Origin of the sequence: Streptomyces thermoviolaceus, assembly GCF_045209695.1 — a bacterium.
In the GTDB taxonomy this organism is placed as follows: Bacteria; Actinomycetota; Actinomycetes; order Streptomycetales; family Streptomycetaceae; genus Streptomyces; species Streptomyces thermoviolaceus.
Map to the genome: position 1 here is coordinate 773,809 of NZ_CP109280.1, position 21,082 is coordinate 794,890.

Annotated in this window: 16 protein-coding genes and 3 pseudogenes; 10 read left to right on the forward strand and 9 right to left on the reverse strand. The window is 71.7% G+C overall.

What is annotated here, in order from left to right:
* Positions 1 to 140 precede the first annotated feature (140 nt).
* The gene (locus tag OG899_RS03460) at positions 141 to 569 is read left to right on the forward strand and encodes a nucleotidyltransferase domain-containing protein (RefSeq protein ID WP_189428109.1); all 429 of its coding nucleotides are present in this window, start codon (positions 141 to 143) and stop codon (positions 567 to 569) included.
* Positions 570 to 702: 133 nt separating this feature from the next.
* Here the strand turns inward: OG899_RS03460 and OG899_RS03465 are convergent.
* From OG899_RS03465 to OG899_RS03475, 3 genes and pseudogenes are all read right to left on the reverse strand, one after another.
* Positions 703 to 1,382: pseudogene (locus OG899_RS03465) on the reverse strand (GntR family transcriptional regulator).
* Between the two features lie 352 nt (positions 1,383 to 1,734).
* On the reverse strand, positions 1,735 to 1,863 hold the full coding sequence (locus tag OG899_RS03470) for a hypothetical protein (protein ID WP_260604120.1): 129 nt from the start codon (positions 1,861 to 1,863) through the stop codon (positions 1,735 to 1,737).
* Positions 1,838 to 3,163, reverse strand: coding sequence for an OFA family MFS transporter (locus OG899_RS03475; RefSeq protein ID WP_125498572.1), 1,326 nt, complete (start codon positions 3,161 to 3,163; stop codon positions 1,838 to 1,840). Before OG899_RS03475 ends, OG899_RS03470 begins: the two co-directional genes overlap by 26 nt.
* Positions 3,164 to 3,264: 101 nt before the next feature.
* Between OG899_RS03475 and OG899_RS03480 the strand changes: the two are divergent.
* From OG899_RS03480 to OG899_RS03490, 3 genes and pseudogenes are all read left to right on the forward strand, one after another.
* Positions 3,265 to 3,477: pseudogene (locus OG899_RS03480) on the forward strand (Fe-S-binding domain-containing protein); the annotation flags it as partial.
* Positions 3,478 to 3,484: 7 nt separating this feature from the next.
* Entirely contained in the window at positions 3,485 to 4,330 is an 846-nt protein-coding gene (gene fdhD, locus OG899_RS03485) for a formate dehydrogenase accessory sulfurtransferase FdhD (protein WP_125498573.1), read from the forward strand.
* Positions 4,331 to 4,495: 165 nt separating this feature from the next.
* Positions 4,496 to 5,414: pseudogene (locus OG899_RS03490) on the forward strand (zinc-binding alcohol dehydrogenase family protein).
* Between the two features lie 31 nt (positions 5,415 to 5,445).
* Here OG899_RS03490 and OG899_RS03495 read toward each other — a convergent pair.
* Complete coding sequence (locus OG899_RS03495) at positions 5,446 to 6,453, reverse strand: bile acid:sodium symporter family protein (protein ID WP_189428139.1); 1,008 nt, start codon at positions 6,451 to 6,453, stop codon at positions 5,446 to 5,448.
* Between the two features lie 192 nt (positions 6,454 to 6,645).
* Between OG899_RS03495 and OG899_RS03500 the strand changes: the two genes are divergently transcribed.
* The 4 genes from OG899_RS03500 to OG899_RS03515 all read left to right on the forward strand — a co-directional run bounded on the left by OG899_RS03500 (position 6,646) and on the right by OG899_RS03515 (position 11,410).
* A complete protein-coding gene (locus OG899_RS03500) occupies positions 6,646 to 7,554 on the forward strand; it encodes a LysR substrate-binding domain-containing protein (RefSeq protein WP_125498598.1) in 909 nt (302 codons plus the stop codon).
* Between the two features lie 255 nt (positions 7,555 to 7,809).
* The gene (locus OG899_RS03505; protein WP_189428111.1) at positions 7,810 to 9,636 is read left to right on the forward strand and encodes a long-chain fatty acid--CoA ligase; all 1,827 of its coding nucleotides are present in this window, start codon (positions 7,810 to 7,812) and stop codon (positions 9,634 to 9,636) included.
* 178 nt (positions 9,637 to 9,814) lie between these two features.
* Positions 9,815 to 10,606: an aldo/keto reductase gene (locus tag OG899_RS03510; RefSeq protein ID WP_185867879.1), complete on the forward strand. Its 792-nt coding sequence runs from the start codon at positions 9,815 to 9,817 to the stop codon at positions 10,604 to 10,606.
* Positions 10,607 to 10,729: 123 nt separating this feature from the next.
* Positions 10,730 to 11,410, forward strand: a complete 681-nt coding sequence (locus tag OG899_RS03515) for a glycoside hydrolase family 75 protein (protein WP_168132323.1) — start codon at positions 10,730 to 10,732, stop codon at positions 11,408 to 11,410.
* Positions 11,411 to 11,474: 64 nt separating this feature from the next.
* On the opposite strand, the gene OG899_RS03520 is transcribed toward OG899_RS03515, so the two are convergent.
* Both OG899_RS03520 and OG899_RS03525 read right to left on the reverse strand, forming a co-directional pair.
* A complete protein-coding gene (locus tag OG899_RS03520) occupies positions 11,475 to 12,434 on the reverse strand; it encodes a class I SAM-dependent methyltransferase (RefSeq protein WP_168132324.1) in 960 nt (319 codons plus the stop codon).
* A 347-nt stretch (positions 12,435 to 12,781) separates the two neighbouring features.
* Positions 12,782 to 14,122: a glycoside hydrolase family 6 protein gene (locus OG899_RS03525; RefSeq protein WP_373296069.1), complete on the reverse strand. Its 1,341-nt coding sequence runs from the start codon at positions 14,120 to 14,122 to the stop codon at positions 12,782 to 12,784.
* A gap of 600 nt (positions 14,123 to 14,722) precedes the next feature.
* On the opposite strand from OG899_RS03525, the gene OG899_RS03530 reads away from it, so the two are divergent.
* Positions 14,723 to 17,644 (forward strand): glycoside hydrolase family 48 protein, encoded by a 2,922-nt coding sequence (locus OG899_RS03530; RefSeq protein WP_189428112.1) that lies wholly within the window; start codon positions 14,723 to 14,725, stop codon positions 17,642 to 17,644.
* Between the two features lie 74 nt (positions 17,645 to 17,718).
* On the opposite strand, the gene OG899_RS03535 is transcribed toward OG899_RS03530, so the two are convergent.
* From OG899_RS03535 to OG899_RS03545, 3 genes are all read right to left on the reverse strand, one after another.
* The gene (locus OG899_RS03535; protein ID WP_356848998.1) at positions 17,719 to 18,468 is read right to left on the reverse strand and encodes a class I SAM-dependent methyltransferase; all 750 of its coding nucleotides are present in this window, start codon (positions 18,466 to 18,468) and stop codon (positions 17,719 to 17,721) included.
* A 28-nt stretch (positions 18,469 to 18,496) separates the two neighbouring features.
* Positions 18,497 to 18,802, reverse strand: a complete 306-nt coding sequence (locus OG899_RS03540; RefSeq protein ID WP_125498580.1) for a 4a-hydroxytetrahydrobiopterin dehydratase — start codon at positions 18,800 to 18,802, stop codon at positions 18,497 to 18,499.
* A gap of 116 nt (positions 18,803 to 18,918) precedes the next feature.
* Positions 18,919 to 20,019 carry an ADP-ribosylglycohydrolase family protein gene (locus OG899_RS03545; protein WP_125498581.1) on the reverse strand — a complete coding sequence of 367 codons (1,101 nt, stop codon included), beginning with the start codon at positions 20,017 to 20,019 and terminating at the stop codon, positions 18,919 to 18,921.
* Between the two features lie 185 nt (positions 20,020 to 20,204).
* On the opposite strand from OG899_RS03545, the gene OG899_RS03550 reads away from it, so the two are divergent.
* A complete protein-coding gene (locus OG899_RS03550) occupies positions 20,205 to 21,068 on the forward strand; it encodes a DUF5753 domain-containing protein (RefSeq protein WP_125498582.1) in 864 nt (287 codons plus the stop codon).
* Positions 21,069 to 21,082: the final 14 nt, after the last annotated feature.

The window sequence follows — 21,082 nt, forward strand, 5'->3', positions numbered from 1 at the left end:
AAGGGCATGGTGGAAGCCGTGACGGTGCCCGCCTCGACGGACACGGAACTTCCCGGCCGCTCCATCCAGAGCCTGACCGCAGCCGGGCGGGCCCGGCGACAACCGATGTCCCACCGCCGGTCTGGAGAGAAGAGGAGAGCATGAGCGCCCGAAGGCACCAAGAGGTCGCCGCGCTGCTCGACCGGGCCGTGGCATGGGCAAGTGCCCGGCCCGATGTGGCGGGACTGTTGCTCGTCGGCTCCTGGGCCGCAGACGCCGCACGCGAGGACTCCGACGTCGATCTGGTGCTGCTCACCGACGACCCGTCACTGTACGACGCGCAAGCCCTGGCGGGCGAACGGGTCCTCGGAACCTTCGTCACCACCCGTCGCTGGGGCCCCGTCACGGAGTGGCGGTTCGTCAGGGAGTCCGGGCTGGAGGTCGAGCTCTGCGTCGGACACCGGGACTGGGCCGGCACCTCCCCCGTGGACCCGGGCACCCGGCGGGTCGTCTCCGACGGAGCGCGCTCGCTGTACGACCCGCGGGGCCTGATCGCCGCCGTCATCGACGCGTGCGCGGGCCAGGCCTGAAGTCATGGCTCGGGTGGCTGTGACTCCCACGTTCGGCGGTGGCCCTCAGGACGGACCCTCTTCCACTGTCCGGTGAGTGCTTCCCGGTGTCTGCGACCCGTGCACGCGGGGACGAACCAGCGAACGCCGAGGTTCAGGACGATGCCGCCCGCTCGTGATACGAGGTGCGCGTGTGCTCCAGGTGTTCGCGCATCAGTCGGGTGGCGCGTTCCTCGTCGTGGTCGGCGATGGCGGCGATCAACGCACGGTGTTCGATCCAGGACTGGGCACCACGCCGGCGGGCCACGGGTGTGTGGTACCAGCGCACCCGGCGGTCGACCTGCGCGGCGAGTCCCGCCAGGACGGTGTTGCCGGCCAGCTCCATGATCGTGGCGTGGAAGCGGGCGTTCAGCGCGACGGCGGCGTCCACGTCGTCGGAGGCGACGGCCCGCTTCCCCTCGGCGCACAGCTCTTCCAGCGCGGCGACACCGTCGGCGTCCGCATGAACGGCGGCCAGCCGCGCGGCCTCGGCCTCCAGCAGGGTTCGGACCGTCAGCAGCTGGTCGGCCTCCTCCTCCGTGGGCTCGTGCGCGAACGCACCCTGGGCGGGCCACAGATCGACCCGGCCCTCGGTGTTGAGCCGCTGCAGCGCCTCCCGCACCGGCTGCCGGGAGACGCCGAGGTGACCGGCGAGTTCGCTCTCCACGAGGTGCTGACCCGGCCGCAGCGCACGCGTGATGACGAGTTCCAGAAGCGTCTGGTAGACGCGTTCCCTCAGCGGCCCCGGGCGTTCGAGCCGGGGCACCGCCCCTGCGGCAGTCCTGTCGACGACATCGCGGTCCCTTCTCGGCCGGGGCCGTGCACAGTGGAGACGGAGGCCGGAAGACGCTCAGCGGTCACCGGAGCCGACGCCGCCCCACACGGTCCCGCACCCCGGCGCGGTCCGGTGCAGCACGTCAGGTCGCGGTCGCTCCAGTGTCGACTGTTCTTCGTCCGCAGTCTACGGCGCACGGCCCCGCCGACGGCTGCTGCAGCCACCTCACCACCGCACGGATGAGCGTCGCGGTCGGCCGGGGTATCCCGGGGCCGACCGCGACGGGAGCCTGCCGCGGACAGCGTCCGACGGCGGCGGAAGATGTCAGGGCCAGGTGGGCGTCTCGGGTCGTGAGGTCGATGCCCACAGCAGTCATCCGGTGAACAACTGCCGTGCCTTCAGCACCAGTTCGTACACCCCATAGGCCAGCGGTGCCCCGACCCACACCCAGGACAGGACGATCAGGCCCTTGCGGTCAGGCGGGTTGTTCGCGGCGGCCATCGGCCACCTCCTTCGCTGCGGTGACGTGGTGGCGGGGGTGGACGGGCCGGACCAGTTCGTTGGCGATGAAGCCGACGACGAGCAGGCCGATCATGATGTCGAACGACAGGCCGTACAGGGACGCACCCTGCGATCCCGCCTTCTCCTGGTGGTCGGCGATCCAGTTGACGATCAGCGGTCCGAGGACGCCCGCGGTGGACCAGGCGGTGAGCAGGCGGCCGTGGATGGCGCCGACCTGGTAGGTGCCGAAGAGATCCTTCAGGTAGGCGGGGATGGTCGCGAAGCCGCCGCCGTAGAAGGAGAGGATCACCAGCGCGCACAGGACGAACAGCGCCTTGGAGTCGTCGCCGAACAGGGCGATCAGCAGGTACATCAGGGCGCCGACGCCGAGGTAGAGGCGGTAGACGTTCTTGCGTCCGATCAGGTCGGAGGCCGAGGACCAGCCCAGGCGGCCCGCCATGTTGGCCGCCGACAGCAGGGCGACGAAGCCCGCGGCGGCGGAGGCCGACACCGGGGCCGAGGTGTGCGCGAAGAAGTCCGTGATCATCGGTGCGGCCTTCTCCAGAATGCCGATGCCGGCGGTGACGTTCATGCAGAGCACGAGCCACAGCAGCCAGAACTGCGGGGTGCGTACGGCGCTGCGGGCGGAGACCTGCACGCCCTCCGGGACGGCCGGCCGGTCCCCTCGGGGCGCTGCGGTGCGTGGCACACGGACGAGGAGCACGCCCAGCGTCATGAAGACGGCGTAGGTGAGTCCGTGCACGAGGAAGGCGAGCGCGATGCCGGAGGAGCCGGTGCCGAAGCTGTCGAGCATCTGGGCGGACCAGGGGGAGGCGATCAGCGCGCCGCCGCCGAAGCCCATGATGGCGATCCCGGTGGCCATGCCGGGCCGGTCGGGGAACCACTTGATCAGGGTGGAGACCGGCGAGATGTAGCCGATGCCGAGGCCGGTGCCGCCGACGAAGCCGTAGCCGAGGACGATCAGCCAGTACTGCTCGGTCACCGCGCCGAGCGCGGAGAGCAGGAAGCCGGAGGAGAAGCAGATCAGCGCGACGGTCATGGCCCAGCGGGGTCCGTTGCGCTCCACGAGGGTGCCGCCGAACGCGGCGGACAGGCCCAGCATCACGATGGCGAGCTGGAAGGGCAGCGCGCTCTGGGTGCCGCTGAGGTGCAGGGCGGACTCCAGCGGGGGTTTGAACACGCTCCAGGCGTAGGCCTGGCCGATGGAGAGATGGACGGACAGAGCAGCCGGCGGGACCAGCCAGCGGCTCCATCCCGCGGGTGCCACAGGAGGACTCATGGGCGAAAGATAGGGACCGGGACTGTCGTCTGAGAACCCTCTCGACACTCCCGTCACGGCGTGTTCCGGGCTGTGCACGGACCCTTGTCGGGGCGCTTTGGTTCGACATGCGGGCGGCGGGCATCTGGGACCACTCCCGGCAGACGCGGACGACCACGGTGTGCCTCTCCTGCGGGTTCGGCCGCACGCTCACCCTGCACGTGCAGGACAATGAGATCGTCAAGGTCACCTCGCCGCACGACAACCCGGTGACCCATGGCAACCTCTGTATCAAGGGCCGTTTCGGCTACCAGCACCTACAGAACCGGGACTGATCAGACCATGGGACGAGTCACGGAACGACGCAAGGTGATCCGCATCCGCGACGGGGCCGTCTCGTCCCGGCCGGACACCCTGGTGGCCGAGGAACCGCTGGAGATACGGCTGAACGGCAAGCCGCTCGCCATCACCATGCGCACCCCGGGGGACGACTTCGCGCTGGCCGCGGGGTTCCTGGTCAGCGAGGGCGTGCTGGGCTCCGCCGCCGATCTGGTGAACATCGTCTACTGCGCGGGCGCGACGGTGGACGGTTCCAACACCTACAACGTGGTCGACGTGACGACCGCGCCGGGTGTGCGCCTGCCCGACTTCACCCTCGAACGCAACGTCTACACCACCTCCTCCTGCGGGCTGTGCGGCAAGGCGTCGCTGGACGCGGTGCGCACCACGGCCCGCTGGCCGATCGCGGACACCCCGCAGCTGCGGGTCGACCCCGGTCTGCTCGCGCGCCTGCCCGACCGGCTGCGCGCCGCCCAGCGGGTCTTCGACCGCACCGGCGGCCTGCACGCGGCGGCCCTGTTCGGTGAGGACGGGGAGCTGCTGGACATCCGCGAGGACGTGGGCCGGCACAACGCGGTCGACAAGCTGATCGGCCGGGCCCTGCAGAACGGGCGGCTGCCGCTGTCCCGGACGATCCTGCTGGTGTCCGGCCGGGCCTCCTTCGAACTGGCCCAGAAGGCCGTGATGGCCGGCATCCCGATGCTGGCCGCGGTGTCGGCGCCGTCGTCGCTGGCCGTGGACCTGGCCGCGGAGACGGGTCTGACCCTGGTGGGCTTCCTGCGGGGCAACTCGATGAACGTGTACACGGGCCACGAGCGCGTGCTGACGGAGGCCGCCGCGCACAGCTGAGCCAGGGTTTCGGCGCAGCCGCGGAAAAGCGTTCGCCCTCCCCCTCCGTGCCGGGCCAGGTTCCGGCGCACGGAATCGGCGGGGACGCCCCCGCGATCCGCTGATCGTCGGGGGACATCCCGCGATCCGACACGTTCCGATGTCCGCGACCGAACGGGAGGCGCGATGCGACGCGTGCGATACGGCACGACCGGCGGCCCGCTGTTCCTGGAGGAGGCACCCGTGCCCGAGCCGGGTCCCGGCGAGCTGTTGGTGCGCTGCGAGGCCGTCGGGGTCACGTGACCCGTGGTGCGCAAGGTGACCGAGGCCGCCGAGCCGATACCGCTCGGCGGGGAGGTGGCCGGTGAGGTGGTGCGCGTCGGCGCGGACCTGCGGGGCTTCCGGGCCGGTGACCGGGTGACCGGGCTGTGCTTCGGGCACGGGTACGCGGACTACGCGGTGCTGCAGCAGGCCATGGCCTCGCCCATACCCGCCGGCGCCTCGGCGGTCGACGCGGTCGCCCTGGTGCGCAGCGGTCTGGTCGCCCTCGGTGTGCTTCAGGCCGCGCGGCCGGAGAAGGGCGAGGCGGTGCTGGTGACGGCGGCCGCGAGCGGCGTGGGCCACCTGGCGGTGCAGCTCGCCCGGGCGCGGGGCGCGGGTCGGGTGGTGGGCGCGGTGTCGGATGCGGCCAAGGCGGACTTCGTGCGCGCGCTGGGCGCGGACGCCGTCGTCCGCTACGGCGACGACGGCTGGGGGGACCCGGTCGACTGCGTCCTGGACGGGGTCGGCGGCGACCTGCTCACCCCGGCGGTCGCCGCGCTCGCACCGGGCGGGCGGCTGGTGGCGTTCAGCTCGGGCGGCGGGACGATCCGGGCGTACGACCCTGCTGGTGGGCGGCAGGTCGGTGATCGGCTTCCAGATGGCGCGGATCGCGCGGGAACGGCCCGGGCTGTACGAGCGGTGGCGGCAGGAGCTGTGGCGGCTGTTCGAACAGGGCGCGGTGCGGCCCGTGGTGCACGGGGAGTTCGCGCTCGAGGACGCGACGGCGGCGCACGAGGCGATCGTGTCGCGGAGCAACCGCGGCAAGGTGGTGCTGCGCCCCTGACCGGGGCGTCGGCGCCGTCCGCCGGGTGCCGTCAGCGGTCGCGACTCGCCGCGGCCGCCGGCGGGCGGGCGGCGGGGGCACCGGTCTCCTCGCGGACCTCGGGGTCGCGGGCGCGGCGCTTGGCGATCACCGCGCACACCATGAGCTGCATCTGGTGGAAGAGCATCAGCGGCAGCACGGCCAGCGAGGCGTGCACGCCGAACAGCACGCCGGCCATGGGCAGGCCGGAGGCCAGGGACTTCTTGGAGCCGGCGAACTGGATGGCGATGCGGTCCTCCCGGCCGAAGCCCAGCGCCTTGGCTCCGTACCAGGTCAGCAGCAGCATCACCGCGAGCAGGACGGCCTCCACCACCAGCAGCCCGCCCAGACGCAGCGGGCTGACCTGGTGCCAGATGCCGCGCACGACGCCCTCGCTGAACGCGGTGTAGACCACGAGCAGGATCGAGCAGCGGTCGACCAGGCCGAGGACCTTCTTGTGCCGGATGATGAAGCCGCCCAGCCAGCGGCGCAGCACCTGGCCGGCGAGGAACGGCACGAGCAGCTGCAGCACGATCTCGGTGAGCGAGTGCGCGGAGAAGCCGCCGCCGCCGCTGCCGAGCAGGGTGGCGGCCAGCAGCGGGGTGACGACGATGCCGACGAGGGAGGAGAAGGAGCCGGCGCAGATCGCGGCGGGCACGTTGCCGCGGGCGATGGAGGTGAAGGCGATCGAGGACTGGATGGTGGAGGGGACCAGGGTGAGGAAGAGCAGGCCCTGGTAGAGCGGCTGGTCCAGCAGGACGGGGACCAGACCGCGGGCGGCGGTGCCCAGCAGCGGGAAGATCACGAAGGTGCAGGCGAGCACGGTGACGTGCAGCCGCCAGTGCCGCAGCCCGTCCAGTGCCTCCCGGGTGGACAGCCGGGCGCCGTAGAGGAAGAACAGGAAGGCGATCGCCGCGGTGGACGCCCAGGAGACGGCGTCGGCGGCCGTGTCGCGGGCCGGCAGCAGCGCCGCGAGACCCACCGTCGCGAGCAGCAGCACGATGTACGGGTCGATCGGCATCCAGCTCGGCCAGGCCAGGCGTTTCACGGTGCTCCACTTGCTCGGCTTGCACGGAAGGGAACGCATGTCACAGCCCTGTCGCGAGCCCACGGGTCCCCGCTCCATGGTGCCTCCCGGGGCGGTGATCGGGAATCCGGCATACCGCTCTCACTGTCATCATGTCCCGTGATGAGCACGGGTAGGCTGGCCGGTATGTACGACCCCGCGCAGCTGCGCACCTTCCTGGCCGTGGCGCAGACGCTCAGCTTCACCCAGGCCGCGCGGCGGCTCGGGCTGCGCCAGTCGACCGTGAGCCAGCATGTGCGCCGCCTGGAGAGGGCCACCGGGCGGCTGCTGTTCACCCGCGACACCCACTCGGTGGAGCTGACCGAGGACGGGGAGGCCATGCTGGGGTTCGCCCGCCGCATCCTCGAGGTGCACGAGCAGGCGGCGGCGTTCTTCACCGGCACCCGGGTGCGCGGACGACTGCGCTTCGGCGCCTCGGAGGACTTCGTACTGACCCGGCTGCCGGAGATCCTGGAGGGCTTCCGCTCCGAGCATCCCGAGGTCGATCTGGAGCTGACGGTGGAGCTGTCGGGCACGCTGCACGAACAGCTGGCCGCCGGGAAGCTGGACCTGGTGCTGGCCAAGCGGCGGCCGCAGGACCCGCGCGGTGAGCCGGTGTGGCGCGACCGGCTGGTGTGGATCGGCACGGAACGGCTCCGTCTGGACCCCGACCGGCCGGTGCCGCTGATCGTCTATCCGCCGCCCGGGATCACGCGGGCGCTCGCGCTGCAGGCGCTGGAGCGGCAGGGGCGGCCGTGGCGCATCGTGTGCACCAGCGGCAGCCTCAACGGCCTGGTCGCCGCCGCGCGCGCCGGGCTGGGGGTGATGGCGCACTCGCGCGGGATGATCCCGCCGGGCCTGGTGCGGGTGCCGGAGCGGGCCGGACTGCCGGAGCTGGGGCACGTGGACTTCGTCCTGGTGCACGGTCGGCACCGGCCCTCCGCGCAGCCGGCGGCCGACGCGCTGGCCGCGGCGATCCTGGCGGGCGGCGAACGGCTGCATCGGGGGCAGGCCACGGCTCGACGCTGGCCGGAAACCGCCGGGCGCACCGTCTGACCGCGGCACCGCGGGGCGGTGACGGTCCGGTCGGACACCACCCTGTGTCAGCACGTCGTACAGATTCGGTGGAGATTACGACACCGAAACCTACCGAACCGTGAGGATTTCTGTCCGGCCCTTCCCTTTCTGGGCGTTTTTCCCCGACGCTGACCTGTGCGGCCGAGGACTGTCCGATTCCGGCCCCCCTCCCGGCCCGGCCTGCTGTGAGGTAGCTTTCACGGCGCTGTGCGGAACATCACAAGGGAGCGGGGTTTGCGGGAGTTCACCAGCCCTCCGTTGGCTCTGGCACCGCCGGTGGGCGGTCTGGCCGATGTCGTCTTCCAGCATGCCCACGAGGACCCCCGGCGCGTCGCGCTCGGCCGCAAGGACGCGGACGGGACGTGGCGCGATGTGACCGCCGCCGAGTTCCGTGACGAGGTCCTCGCCCTCGCCAAGGGTCTGCTCGCCCAGGGCGTCCGGTACGGCGACCGCGTCGCGATCATGTCCCGTACCCGCTACGAGTGGACCCTGTTCGACTTCGCGCTGTGGACCATCGGCGCCCAGGTGGTTCCGGTCTACCCCACCTCCTCGGCCGAGCAGTGCTTCTGGATGCTGCACGACGCCGAGGTGTCGGCGGCGGTCGTGGAGCACGAGGACCATGCGATGACCATCGCCACGGTCATCGACCGGCTCCCGAAGCTGCGCCGGCTGTGGCAGCTGGACGCAGGCTGCGTGCAGGAGCTGTACGAGGCGGGTGCGACGGTGGACGACGAGGTGGTGCACCGGCACCGGCAGGCGGTCACCCCGGATGCGGTCGCCACCGTCATCTACACCTCCGGCACCACCGGCCGCCCCAAGGGCTGTGTCCTGACGCACGGCAACTTCATGTACGAGGCGGACACGGTCATCGCACGCTGGGAGCCGGTGTTCCGCTCCAAGAAGGGCGAGGAGGCGTCGACCCTGCTGTTCCTGCCGCTCGCCCATGTCTTCGGCCGGATGGTGGAGGTCGCCGCGATCCGCGGCAAGGTCCGCTTCGGTCACCAGCCGCAGCTCAGTGCCTCGGCGCTGCTGCCCGACCTGCAGGCCTTCAAGCCGACGTTCATCCTGGCGGTGCCGTACATCTTCGAGAAGGTGTTCAACGCCGCCCGCCGCAAGGCCGAGCGGGAGGGCAGACAGGGACCGTTCGAGAAGGCCGTCGACGTCGCGGTGCGGTACGCGGACGCGGTGGAGGCCAAGGCGTGGGGCATCGGCCCGGGCCCCTCGGCCGGTCTGCGCATGCAGCACCAGCTGTTCGACAAGCTCGTCTACTCCAAGGTGCGCGCGGCCATGGGCGGCCGGATCCGCAACGCCATGTCCGGCGGTTCGGCGATGGACCGCAGGCTCGGCCTGTTCTTCGCGGGTGCCGGGGTGCAGATCTACGAGGGATACGGGCTGACCGAGTCCACCGCGGCGGCCACCGCCAACCCGCCCGAACGCACCCGTTACGGCACGGTGGGCCGGCCCATCCCCGGGGTCACCGTGCGCATCGCCGACGACGGCGAGGTGTGGCTGCGCGGCGGCAACGTCTTCCAGGGATATCTGAACAACCCCAAGGCCACCGACGAGACCGTGCACGACGGCTGGCTGGCCACCGGCGACCTCGGCACCCTGGACGAGGACGGCTACCTGACCATCACCGGCCGCAAGAAGGAGATCCTGGTGACCTCCGGCGGCAAGAGCGTGTCGCCGGGCGTGCTGGAGGAGCGGGTCCGCGAGCATCCGCTCGTCGCGCAGTGCATCGTCGTCGGCAACGACCGCCCGTACATCGCGGCGCTGGTCACCCTGGACCACGAGGCCGTCGAGCACTGGCTGACGATGCGGGGCAAACCGAAGATGGACCCGGCCCGGCTGGTGCGCGACCCGGATCTGGAGACCGAGGTGCGGCGCGCGGTGGTCGCCGCCAACACGCTGGTCTCGCAGGCCGAGTCGATCCGTACCTTCCGTATCCTCGCCCAGCCGTTCACCGAGGAGCACGGCCTGCTGACCCCGTCGCTGAAGCTGAAGCGCAAGGCGATCGAGCAGGCCTACGCCCGGGAGGTGGAGGCGCTGTACCGCACGTGATTCGACGGGGGTCGAAAGATCCTGTGCGGAAGTGCGAAGATCGACAGAGCACGGTCGACGACCAGGACAGCGACAGCTTCGTGATCGCGCACCGTGCGAGTATCACGCACGACAACCGAAGGATCGACCACTCGTGACCCATCAGGTCCCCACGATCACACTCAACAACGGCGTCGAGATGCCCCAGCTGGGCTTCGGTGTCTGGCAGGTGCCGGACGACGAGGCGGAGCGCACCGTGGTCACCGCGCTGGAGGCCGGCTACCGCAGCATCGACACGGCCGCCATCTACGGCAACGAGGCCGGCACCGGCCGGGCCATCGCCGCCTCCGGCCTGCCCCGCGAGGACATCTTCGTCACCACCAAGCTCTGGAACTCCGAGCAGGGCTACGACTCCACGCTGCGTGCCTTCGACGCCTCGCTGGCCAAGCTCGGCCTGGACTACGTGGACCTGTACCTGATCCACTGGCCGCTGCCGGCCAAGGACCGTTACATCGACACCTACAAGGCGTTCGAGAAGCTGTACGCCGACGGCCGCATCAAGGCCATCGGTGTGTCCAACTTCCTTCCCGAGCACCTGCAGCGGCTGATCTCCGAGACGTCGGTGGTGCCGGCCGTCAACCAGATCGAGCTGCACCCGCACCTGCAGCAGGAGGCCGCCCGCAAGGCCCACGCCGAGCGGGGCATCGCCACCGAGGCCTGGTCGCCGCTGGGCCAGGGCAAGGGCCTGCTGGAGGTCCCGGCGATCGTGGCGATCGCGCAGAAGCACGGCCGGACCCCGGCCCAGGTGGTGCTGCGCTGGCACCTCCAGCTGGGCAACATCGTGATCCCGAAGTCCGTGACGCCGTCCCGCATCAAGGAGAACATCGAGGTGTTCGACTTCAGCCTGGACGACGAGGACCTCGCGGCCATCGCGGCACTGAACGAGGACCGGCGCCTGGGCCCGGACCCCGCGGTGTTCGACGGGGAGTGACGTCCGCCGGTCGTGGGCCGGTCCGCACGGACCGGCCCGCACCTACTCCTTGACGCGAACATGACATGCTCGCCATCGTACGGCCTTCAGGAAGGAAACTTTCCTGACAGAAGGGCCCCCACCGTGCGCAGACGGACTCTGCCCCTCACCGCAGCCGCCGGCGCCGCCCTGCTCGCCGCCGGTCCCCTCCCCACGACCGCCTCCGCCTCCGTCCGCGAGGGTTCGGTCGACGCCGCCGAACTCCTCGCCAAGGTCTCCTCGTGCCGGCAGATCTCCTCGGGTCTGTACAGGACGGACGAGGAGGCCACGGCCACCGTCCCCGTGTGCGGCACGGACGACGTGGTGTTCCGGAAGGCCGACATGGACATCGACTGCGACGGGCAGCGCACCGCCGCCTGCAACGAGAACCGCGACCCCTGGTACCAGGACGACACCGCCTTCCACCAGTCGGACGGCAGGCCGCTGAACGCCGAGACCCTGCCCTATGTCGTCGTGCCGAGCGCCAGCGGCATCTGGGACCACACGTCCGCCGGCATCAAGGGCGGCGGCGTGGTCGCCGTCATCCACCACGGCCAGGTCGAGTACGCCGTCGTCGGCGACACCGGGCCCACCTCGATCATCGGCGAGGCCTCCTGCGCCACCGCCCAGGCCCTCGGCATCGACCCCGATCCGGCGACCGGCGGGGCGGAGTCGGGCGTGACGTACGTCCTGTTCAAGAACAGCCAGGTCTCCCCCATCGAGAGCCACAGCGCCGCGGTCGCGCTGGGTGAGAGGCTCGCCCGGCGGTTCGTCGACGGCGACTGAGACGCCGCCGGGTGCTCCCCTCCGGCCGGTTCGGCGGGGAGCACTCGGCACGTCGGCGTGCGCCTCACGACTCGGCAGTGTCCCGGACCCGGACGGCCGTGTACACCGTGTGCGCCTTCAGGACGAAGACGTCCCGTCTGCGGTGCACACCCGCCTCGTCGTCCGGGTCCAGCAACCGGTCCAGGACGGCCCGGTCCTCCGGCAGCAGGTCGTCGGCCAGTCCCTCGCGCAGCCGGGCGAGACGGGCCGCGACGAAGGCGCGGGTGTCGGCGGAGACCGGTGCGGGCAGGTCCAGCAGGAAACTGCGGGTGCCCGTCGGCCGGAGTCCGGCGGCCGCCAGCAGCGCCGGCCAGTCCTCGGCCTCGGCGACGGAGCCCGGCAGGTCCGCGCGCATCCGGGTGAACCACTGCTCGTGCAGCGCGTCGAGCCGTGCCTGCAGACCGGGGCGGCCGATGCCGATGTCCCGCGGCAGGAAACGAGCGGGCAGGCCGCCCTCCAGCAGGGCCAGGGTGCCGCCCGGTGCCAGGTGCCGGGCGAACGCGGTCAGGGCGGCGCGCTGGTCGCCCAGGTGGTGCAGGCTGTTGCCGCACCACAGCAGACCGGCCGGGCGGTCCAGTGCGGACAGCGCGTCCGGGAGCAGACCGGTCACCGTGGTCAAGCGGTCGGCGTGGCCGAACCGGGCGGCGCGCTCGCGGGCGCGTTCCAGCAGCGGGGCCGAGCCGTCCACCGCCACGACGCGGGCTCCGGGGAAGCGCTCGGCGAACAGGCACGTGATCACACCCGGACCGCTGCCGGCGTCGACGATCAGGCCCGGGTTGCCCGCCTGTTCCGCCAGCCACGCCGTCACCTGCCGATACAGAGGTGTGAACACCTCGGCCTCGGACTCCAGCAGCGGGCCCATCACGGCCCAGTCGACGTCGGTTCCGTCGTGGTGTGCGTGACCGTCGTGGCCTTCCGCCGCGGCGGCGGTACGGGAAGGGTGGTCGTGCGGGCTCGGGCGGTGCTCTGGGTGATCCGGCGTCATGGGCCCTGGGTGTTCCGGCGTCATGGTGTGCGACCTCCTGTCGGTGCGTTCAGCATGCGACGGCGCACCGCGGTGTGGCCAGTCGTGCCGCGGGGACGGCGAGAGGCCGGAGGGCGGCGTCGTGTGCGCGGCCTTCGACGACGTCGGCCGTGCCCGCCGGGGGACGCGGTGGGGCACGGCGCCGCCGGGCACAGCGACGGCTGTGCCCGGCGGCGGGTGTGCGTGCGGCGGCCGGGCGGGTGCCCGGCGCGGCACGCGGTCCGCCGGGGCCGGCCCGGTGAGTGACGGGGGCAGGACGCTCCGGGCCGCCCGCCCCGGCGGATCACCTCGAAGGACGCCTCACCGGGTCAGGACAGCGGCGGGTAGGCGTTCTGCATCAGCTCCCGGAACTGGGCGGAGAACCATTGCCCGGACAGCGGTGCGTCGGGCAGCGCACCCGAGGGGTTGTACCCGTTGCGGGCGTTGCCCTGGTACGAGGGGTCGCACATCTGGTCGAAGCCCTTGCCCTCGTCGTTGTCGACGGGGGCGCTGTTGCCGTCGGACTCCCCCGGCGGCTTGATCCAGGTGTAGGCGTCGATCCCGGACGCGGGTGCGGCGGTGGGCCGTTCGCCGAGGCCGGCGCCGCTCTGGTTGCACCAGTTGCCGACGTGGACGCGCCGGTCGATGCGGCTGCCGTCGACATAGGCGTCGACGCTGGTCTGCGGGCCGGGACCGGACGGCCGGTCGGAGCCGCCCCAGCCATTGCGGGAGGTGTCGATGATGACGCCGATGTCCGAGTTGAACCCGGCCGCGACGGCCTCGTTGCGCAGCGCCTGGGCGTAGGACTGCTCGTCCACGTACTGGTTCCAGTCGACCCACTTCGACTGGCGCACCGTCTGGCCGTTCACCGTGTCGGAGACCGTGAAGTACGGCTCCACGGTGGGGCTGTAGTTGGCGGTGTTGACGGCGAAGCCGGCCACGTCGTCGACGCTGGCGCCGTTGCTGGTGGCGACCTTGTAGAACTCCTGCACGGAGGGGCCGAGGTTGGTGTCCCAGCCGAGCCAGCCGTGGTGGGCGGCGTCGATGTAGTTGTAGACGTTCGGGATGGCACCGAGCTTGCTCAGGGCGTAGCTGACGCCCTTCTCGTAGTTGCCGTTGGCCTTCATGGTGGTGCAGGCCTCGGTGGTGGTGTCGGTACCGCCCGCGTTGGTGACCAGGTTGGGCAGTGAGTCGGGCTCGATGACCGTGACGATGCGCAGGCCCTCGTACTTGGAGTCGGACAGGATGTCCGCGATGGGGTCGATGTACTCGCTCTTGTACCGGTCGAGCTCGTCCGGGCCCAGCTCGCCGTTGGAGGCCAGGGCGGCGCAGTCGCGGCCGGGCAGGTCGTAGATGACCAGCTGGACGACCAGTTCGCCGGAGCCCTTCTGCTGCAGGGCCTCGTCGAGGTGCTCGCGCAGGCCCATCTTGCCGTCGACGCCCTCGATGGTGGCGATGCGGTCGAGCCAGACCGCGGTGGGCTGGTCGGCGACGCGGTCGCCGCCCGGTTCGGACGCCGCCAGCGCGGACCACTCGGGGTTGACGTACATCGTGGCGCCGACGTAGGGGTTGTCGACCCGGGCCGTGGGAGCGGCGGGGCCGGCGCTGGCGGGCCCGGCGGCGAGCGCCAGGGTCATGCTGCCGGCCGCCAGGGTCAGGGCGGCGAGCATCGCTGTTCTGCTGCGGCTCATGAGTGGGGTGTACCTCCATGGGTGACTTCGGGTGGGCACGTACGCGGCCGAGGGCGCGCAGGCGCTCGGGCACCCCGGCGTCATACGTGTGAGGTGGAACGGCACGGCCGCACGACCGGCGCAGGGCCGGCGGAGCGGTCCCGGGTGCTCCGGGGCGGCTCGGGCGGGACGGTTCCGGGCCGCCGAAGGGCCGTGCGTGACAGACCGTCGGCCGCGCGGGCGGGCCGCGCCGGCCGGCGGATCAAAGCCGTGAACGTGGGGGGTGTCGCATGGGGGGACTCCTCGTGGGCCGGGCACACCGCCACGGATGCGCCCACTGTTGGAATCGCTCCCACCGGTGCGAGTGAAGGTAGCGTCAAGTCACGGAGAAGAACAGAGGGTCGGCAAAGTTCGGGTTCACTTTCCGTCAACGCGGCGCGTCAGCGCGGGGGCGAATGTTTTCGCTTCCTTCATCTACTTGACGGTGCCCTGACAGGTACGCACTATGGGAGCGCTCCCACCGGTCATGGCTTGTCGTTGCTCGTTGTTCGCACCGCTTCCCCCGCTTCCTCCACTCCGAGCCGCAAGGAGGGACCAGCAGTGCACCCCCTTCACCGACACAGACGCCGTCTCGTGCGCAGGCTGTGCACCGCCCTGACGGCCCTGGCCCTGCCCGCGACGATGCTGGCGGCGGGCGCGACCACCGCCCACGCGGCGGCGCCGCAGTGCAGCGTGGACTACCGGACGGACGACTGGGGCTCCGGCTTCACCGCGGAGCTGACCTTGACCAACCGCGGCACCGACCCCATCGACGGCTGGACCCTGACCTACTCCTACGACGGCGACCAGAAACTGACCAACGGCTGGAACGGCGTCTGGTCGCAGTCGGGGCGCACGATCACGGTGCAGAACGCCTCGTACAACGCCGTGATCGGCGCGGGCGCCGCGGTGACGCTCGGCGCGCAGTTCACCTACAGCGGCACCAACACCGATCCCACCGACTTCGCCGTCAACGGCACCGCCTGCATCGGCGCCCACCAGCCGCCGATCGCCGTGCTCACCAGTCCCGCCCCGGGCGCCACCTACACCCAGGGCGAAACGGTGCCGCTGGAGGCGACCGCGGCGGCGGCCGACGACGCGACCATCACCAAGGTCGAGTTCTACGACGACACCACCCTGCTCGGCACCGACACCACCGCGCCGTACACCCTGTCCGCCTCCTCCCTGGCGGTGGGCAGCCACTCCCTGACGGCGAAGGCGTACGACAGCCTCGGCGCCTCCGCGGAGTCCGCGCCGGTCGGCATCACCGTCGCCGAGGGTCCCGCGGTGGTCGCCTCGCCGGCCCGGCTCGGCATCCGGCAGGGAACCTCGGGCACGTTCGAGGTGACGCTGTCGAAGCAGCCGAGCGAGGACGTGACGGTGACCGTCACCCGCACCGAGGGCAACGAGGGCCTGTCCGTGACCGACGGCTCCACGCTCACCTTCACCTCCGACGACTGGGACACCCCGCAGAAGGTCACCGTCACCGCGGACGACTCCGGGACCGGCACGGCCACCTTCACCGCCTCGGCTCCCGGTTACGCGAAGGCCACGGTGACCGTGACCGAACTGGCCGCGTCCAAGGAGTACGACGCCCGTTTCCTGGAGCTGTACAACAAGATCACCGACCCGGCCAACGGCTACTTCTCGCCCGAGGGCATCCCCTACCACGCGGTGGAGACCCTGATCGTGGAGGCACCCGACCACGGGCACGAGACGACCTCGGAGGCCTGGAGCTACCTGCTGTGGCTGCAGGCGATGTACGGCAAGGTCACGGGTGACTGGTCGCAGTTCAACGACGCGTGGGCGCTCATGGAGAAGTACATGATCCCCACCCACGCCGACCAGCCGACCAACTCCTTCTACGACGCCTCGAAACCGGCCACCTACGCCCCCGAGCTGGACACCCCGGACCAGTACCCGGCCCAGATGGACGGGTCGGTCCCGGTGGGCTCCGACCCGATCGCGGCCGAGCTGAAGTCCGCCTACGGCACGGACGACGTCTACGGCATGCACTGGATCGAGGACGTGGACAACGTCTACGGCTACGGCAACACCCCGGGCGGCACCTGCGAGGGCGGACCGACGCAGCAGGGACCGTCGTACCTGAACACCTTCCAGCGCGGCCCGCAGGAGTCCGTGTGGGAGACCGTGCCCCAGCCGACCTGCGACAACTTCACCTACGGCGGGAAGAACGGCTACCTCGACCTGTTCACCGGCGACTCCTCCTACGCCAAGCAGTGGAAGTACACCGACGCCCCGGACGCCGACGCGCGGGCCGTGCAGGCCGCGTACTGGGCCGACGTGTGGGCCAAGGAGCAGGGCAAGGGCAGCGAGGTCGCCGACACCGTCGCCAAGGCGGCGAAGATGGGCGACTACCTGCGCTACGCGATGTACGACAAGTACTTCAAGAAGATCGGCAACTGCACCGGTGCCTCCTCCTGCCCGGCCGGCACCGGCAAGGACGCCTCGCACTACCTGCTCTCCTGGTACTACGCCTGGGGCGGCGCCACGGACCCGAACGCCGGCTGGGCCTGGCGCATCGGCTCCAGCCACGTCCACGGCGGCTACCAGAACCCGCTGGCGGCCTACGCGCTCAGCTCCTACCCCGACCTGAAGCCGAAGTCGGCGACGGGCGCCGAGGACTGGGCCACGTCGCTGAAGCGGCAGCTGGAGTTCTACCGGTGGCTGCAGTCCGCCGAGGGCGCCATCGCGGGCGGCGCCACCAACAGCTGGCAGGGCCGCTACGCCTCCCCGCCGTCCGGCACGTCCACCTTCTACGGCATGTACTACGACGAGGCGCCGGTCTACCACGACCCGCCGTCCAACCAGTGGTTCGGCTTCCAGGCCTGGTCGATGGAGCGCGTCGCCGAGTACTACCAGCAGACCGGGGACACCCAGGCGAAGGAGGTGCTGGACAAGTGGGTCGAGTGGGCGCTGTCCGAGACCACGCTCAACCCGGACGGCAGCTTCCTGATCCCCTCCACGCTCACCTGGTCCGGACAGCCGGACACCTGGAACTCGTCCTCGCCCGGTGACAACAGCTCGCTGCACGTCACCGTCGCCGACTACACCGACGACGTCGGCGTGGCCGCCGCGTACGCCAGGACGCTGACCTACTACGCCGCCCGGTCGGGCGACGAGCAGGCCAAGGCCACGGCCAAGGCGCTGCTGGACGGCATGTGGGACAACGACCAGGACGCCCTGGGCATCGCGGTGCCGGAGACCCGGGCCGACTACAGCCGCTTCGCCGACCCCGTGTACGTGCCCAGCGGCTGGACCGGCACCATGCCGAACGGCGACCGGATCGACTCCTCGTCGACCTTCCTGTCCATCCGGTCGTTCTACCAGGACGACCCGGCGTGGTCGACGGTGGAGTCCTACCTCGAGGGCGGGGCGGCGCCCGTCTTCACCTACCACCGGTTCTGGGCCCAGGCGGACATCGCCCTGGCCATGGGATCGTACGCGGAGCTTCTCGAATAGGCCCCCGCTGCTCCGCGTCGCGCGACGGGCGGACCCGGTTCGGTCCCGGGTCCGCCCGTTCGGCGTGCCCGGGCTCAGTCCCGGGGCGGCTTGCGGAACGCCCGCAGCGCGAACACCGGGTCGGGGCGGGGGCGTTCCTGGTCGGGCAGGGCCGCGAGCCGGGCGGCGAAGGTCTCGGCGGCGGCGCTGCCCGGGGGCAGCGTGACGAACCAGCCGCGGCGCAGGTCGGTGATGGTGCGGCGGGGGCTGCGGCCCTGGCCGACGCCCCGGAAGCGGGCCTGTCCTGCCGGGAGCAGACCGTGCGCTGCGGCGTGCGCGGCGACGAGGTCCGCGGCGTCCCGGGCGGGGCTGGGCGGCCGGTCGGCGAGGACGGCGTCGATGTCGCTGCCGACGTTGTGGGAGGCGGCCTTGTCGACGGTCGTGACATAGACGCCGCCGGGGCGGAGCACCCGGGCGCATTCGGCGACGACGGCCCGGGCGTCGGCATCGGTGGGCGCCAGATGCAGCAGCCAGACGCTGACGACGGCGTCGAACCGTTCGTCCGCGAAGGGCAGTCGGCGGCCGTCGGCGCGGACCACGGCGCCGGGGAGCCGGGCCGCGGCCCGGCGGACCATCGCGGCCGAGCGGTCCACCCCGGTCACCCGGACGTCCGGCCGGGCCTCGGCGAGCCGACGGGTGACGATGCCGGTGCCGCAGCCGACGTCCGCCAGCCGGCGGCACCCTCCGGGCAGCAGACCGAGGACGGCCGCTGCCGCCGCGGCGGCCCGTGGCTCGCCGCCGCGTAACGCGTCGTACTGTTCGGCTTCCTGGTCGTAGTCCAGCACGTGGCGTCTCCCCCCTCGCCAGGTCGTCTCAGGTCGCCTGGTGACTTGCTGCCAGATCCTGGATGCGTCGGGCCAGCTGGAAGTCCTTGTCGGTGACGGCGCCGCCCACGCTGTGGGTGTGCACGCTCACCGAGACGGTGGTGTAACCGAGCGTCAGGTCGGAGTGGTGGTTCAGTTCCTCCTGGACCTGCGCGATGTGCACCACCATCGCGGTCGCCGCGAGGTGCGAGCCGAGCCGGAAGGTGCGGGTGAGCCGGTCGTCCGCCAGGGACCAGCCGGGCAGATCGGCCAGCCGGGTCTCGATCTCCTCCCGCGACAGCGGTTCGACGGCCATCCGCACTCCCTTCGCCGGCTCCGGTGCGACGTTCAGACTGCCACAGGAGAGCCGGTGCGTCGCCGCCCGCGACACGCGGCGCGGGCGGCGGGCGACATGATCCGGACCACCGCGGGTCAGCGGGGTCCGCAGACCGCGGCCAGGTCGTCGGCGACGGCGGCGATGGTGGTACGGCCCTCGACGCGCTGCACCCAGGCGTGCGGCAGGCCGTGGTCGCCGTGGCGGGCACCGAGGATGTTGCCGCAGATGGACCCGGTGGAGTCGCTGTCGCCCGAGTGGTTGACCGACAGCAGCAGGGCACGCTCGACACTGTCCTCGACGAGGGCGGCGTAGACGCCGATGGCCAGGGCCTCCTCGGCGACCCAGCCGGCGCCGAGCTGCTGCAGCCGCTCCGCGCTCGGGCTGCCCTGGTCGGCCAGATCCAGCGCCTGGTGCAGTGCGGCGGTGGTCTCCTCGTGGTTCGGGTGGCGGGCCAGCAGGCGCAGGGAGCGCAGCACCGCGCCCTCGACCGACTCCCCCTCCAGCAGGCACGCGATGATCGCGGCCAGGGCGCCGGCGGCGTAGTAGCCGGTGGGGTGACCGTGGGTCATCTGGGCGCAGCGGGCGGCGGCGTCGAAGGCGTCCTCGCATCCGGCGCCGGTGAGGCCGAACGGCGCCGACCGCATCACCGCCCCGCAGCCCTTGGAGTCGGGGTTGATGGGGCCGGGCGGGCCGAAGGCGGCCGCCGGGTCGGGCACGAAGTCCAGGCCCAGCCCGGACATGCAGGCGTTGCCCGGGGCGCGCCGCGCGTACAGCCAGGCCTCGTCGACCAGGCCGCCGCGGGGGCCGGTGTACGAGCCGTTGGCGGGGCCGATCTCCACGACCTCCGGGCCGCGGTGGTCCTGGGTGGCGAGCCAGCGTTCGTAGGCCCAGCGGATCAGCCGGAAGCCGTCCACGCCGAGGCGCTTGCCCGGCTGCTGTTCGTGGGCCTGCCGGACGCCCTCCGCGGTGAACAGGGTCATCTGCGTGTCGTCGCTGATCAGGCCGACGGCGCCGGTGGTGGTGGGCACCAGACCGGTGACGCCGCGCGCGCCGTGCGCGGCCCGGATGCCGTCCAGGGCGCTGAACTCGACCGGATAGCCGAGGGCGTCCCCGACGGCCCCGCCCAGCAGGCAGCCGCGCACTCTCGCGCGATACACCGCCGTCGCCTCCCAGGACGGCCTCCACGGCTCGTTCATGCGCCCTCCTCAAGTGCCGGGATCTCGGTCGTGGACCATTCTCGCGGCCGGGACGGCGTCGTCGTCCACCGGCCCCACGGACCGGACGGTGCCGCGCCATTGTCGTGCGCGCGGCTGTCGCGACGGCGGCCGGCGTGTCACACTGCTCCGCGTTGTCCGAAGCCACGTGCGGGAAGGGGCGTGACGTGAGTGAGCGGCGGCCCGCGCCGACCGTGGGCCAGGTGGTGCTCGGCAGACGGCTGCAGGAACTGCGGGAGGCGGCAGGCCTGACCCGTGAGCAGGCCGCGCGGGCGCTGCGGGTGGCCGCGGCGACGGTGCGGCGCATGGAGCTGGCCGAGGTGGCGCTGAAAATACCGTACGTCCAGGTGCTGCTGGCCACGTACAACGTGGACGAGAAGGAGGCCGAGGCGTTCGTCCGGCTCGCCGAGGAGGCCAACGAGCCCGGCTGGTGGCAGCGTTACCACGACGTGCTGCCGGAGTGGTTCAGCCTGTACGTGAGCCTGGAGGGCGCGGCGCGGATGATCCGCTCCTACGAGCCGCACTTCGTGCCCGGACTGCTGCAGACCGAGGACTACGCGCGGGCCGTGCTGGAGACGGGGACGGTGGGGCAGACCGGCCGGGAGGCCATCGAGCGGCATGTGGCACTGCGCATGGACCGGCAGCGGCTGCTGGAGCGCGAGGACGCCCCGCACCTGTGGGTGATCATCGAGGAGACGGTGCTGCGGCGGCCGGTGAGCGACCGCGCCGGGGTGATGCGCGATCAGCTGGACAAGCTGCTGGAGTACACCGAGCGGGACCGGGTGACGGTGCAGGTCGCCGAGTTCGCCGCCGGGCCGCACCCGGGCACGTATGCGCCGTTCTCGCTGTTCCGGTTCGCCGAGCCGGAGCTGCCGGACCTGGTCTACACCGAGTATCTGACGGGTGCGCTGTATCTGGACTCCCGCAAGGAGGTCTCCGCGCATCTGGAGGTCCTCGACCACATGACGGCGCGTGCGGCGTCCGCCGAGCGGACCCGCAAGCTGCTGCGCGAGATCCGCGAACAGTACTGACACCGCACCCGAGG

What these genes read in the sequence shown, in the direction of transcription:
- OG899_RS03470 (WP_260604120.1), bottom strand. Translation starts at nt 1,863, where the DNA reads ATGGCCGCCGCGAACAACCCGCCTGACCGCAAGGGCCTGATCGTCCTG.
- OG899_RS03500 (WP_125498598.1), top strand. Translation starts at nt 6,646, where the DNA reads ATGTACGACCCCGCGCAGCTGCGCACCTTCCTGGCCGTGGCGCAGACG.
- OG899_RS03460 (WP_189428109.1), top strand. Translation starts at nt 141, where the DNA reads ATGAGCGCCCGAAGGCACCAAGAGGTCGCCGCGCTGCTCGACCGGGCC.
- OG899_RS03475 (WP_125498572.1), bottom strand. Translation starts at nt 3,163, where the DNA reads ATGAGTCCTCCTGTGGCACCCGCGGGATGGAGCCGCTGGCTGGTCCCG.
- OG899_RS03495 (WP_189428139.1), bottom strand. Translation starts at nt 6,453, where the DNA reads ATGCCGATCGACCCGTACATCGTGCTGCTGCTCGCGACGGTGGGTCTC.
- OG899_RS03545 (WP_125498581.1), bottom strand. Translation starts at nt 20,019, where the DNA reads ATGAACGAGCCGTGGAGGCCGTCCTGGGAGGCGACGGCGGTGTATCGC.
- fdhD (WP_125498573.1), top strand. Translation starts at nt 3,485, where the DNA reads ATGGGACGAGTCACGGAACGACGCAAGGTGATCCGCATCCGCGACGGG.
- OG899_RS03525 (WP_373296069.1), bottom strand. Translation starts at nt 14,122, where the DNA reads ATGCTCGCCGCCCTGACCCTGGCGGCCGGCAGCATGACCCTGGCGCTC.
- OG899_RS03540 (WP_125498580.1), bottom strand. Translation starts at nt 18,802, where the DNA reads ATGGCCGTCGAACCGCTGTCGCGGGAGGAGATCGAGACCCGGCTGGCC.
- OG899_RS03510 (WP_185867879.1), top strand. Translation starts at nt 9,815, where the DNA reads ATGCCCCAGCTGGGCTTCGGTGTCTGGCAGGTGCCGGACGACGAGGCG.
- OG899_RS03520 (WP_168132324.1), bottom strand. Translation starts at nt 12,434, where the DNA reads ATGACGCCGGATCACCCAGAGCACCGCCCGAGCCCGCACGACCACCCT.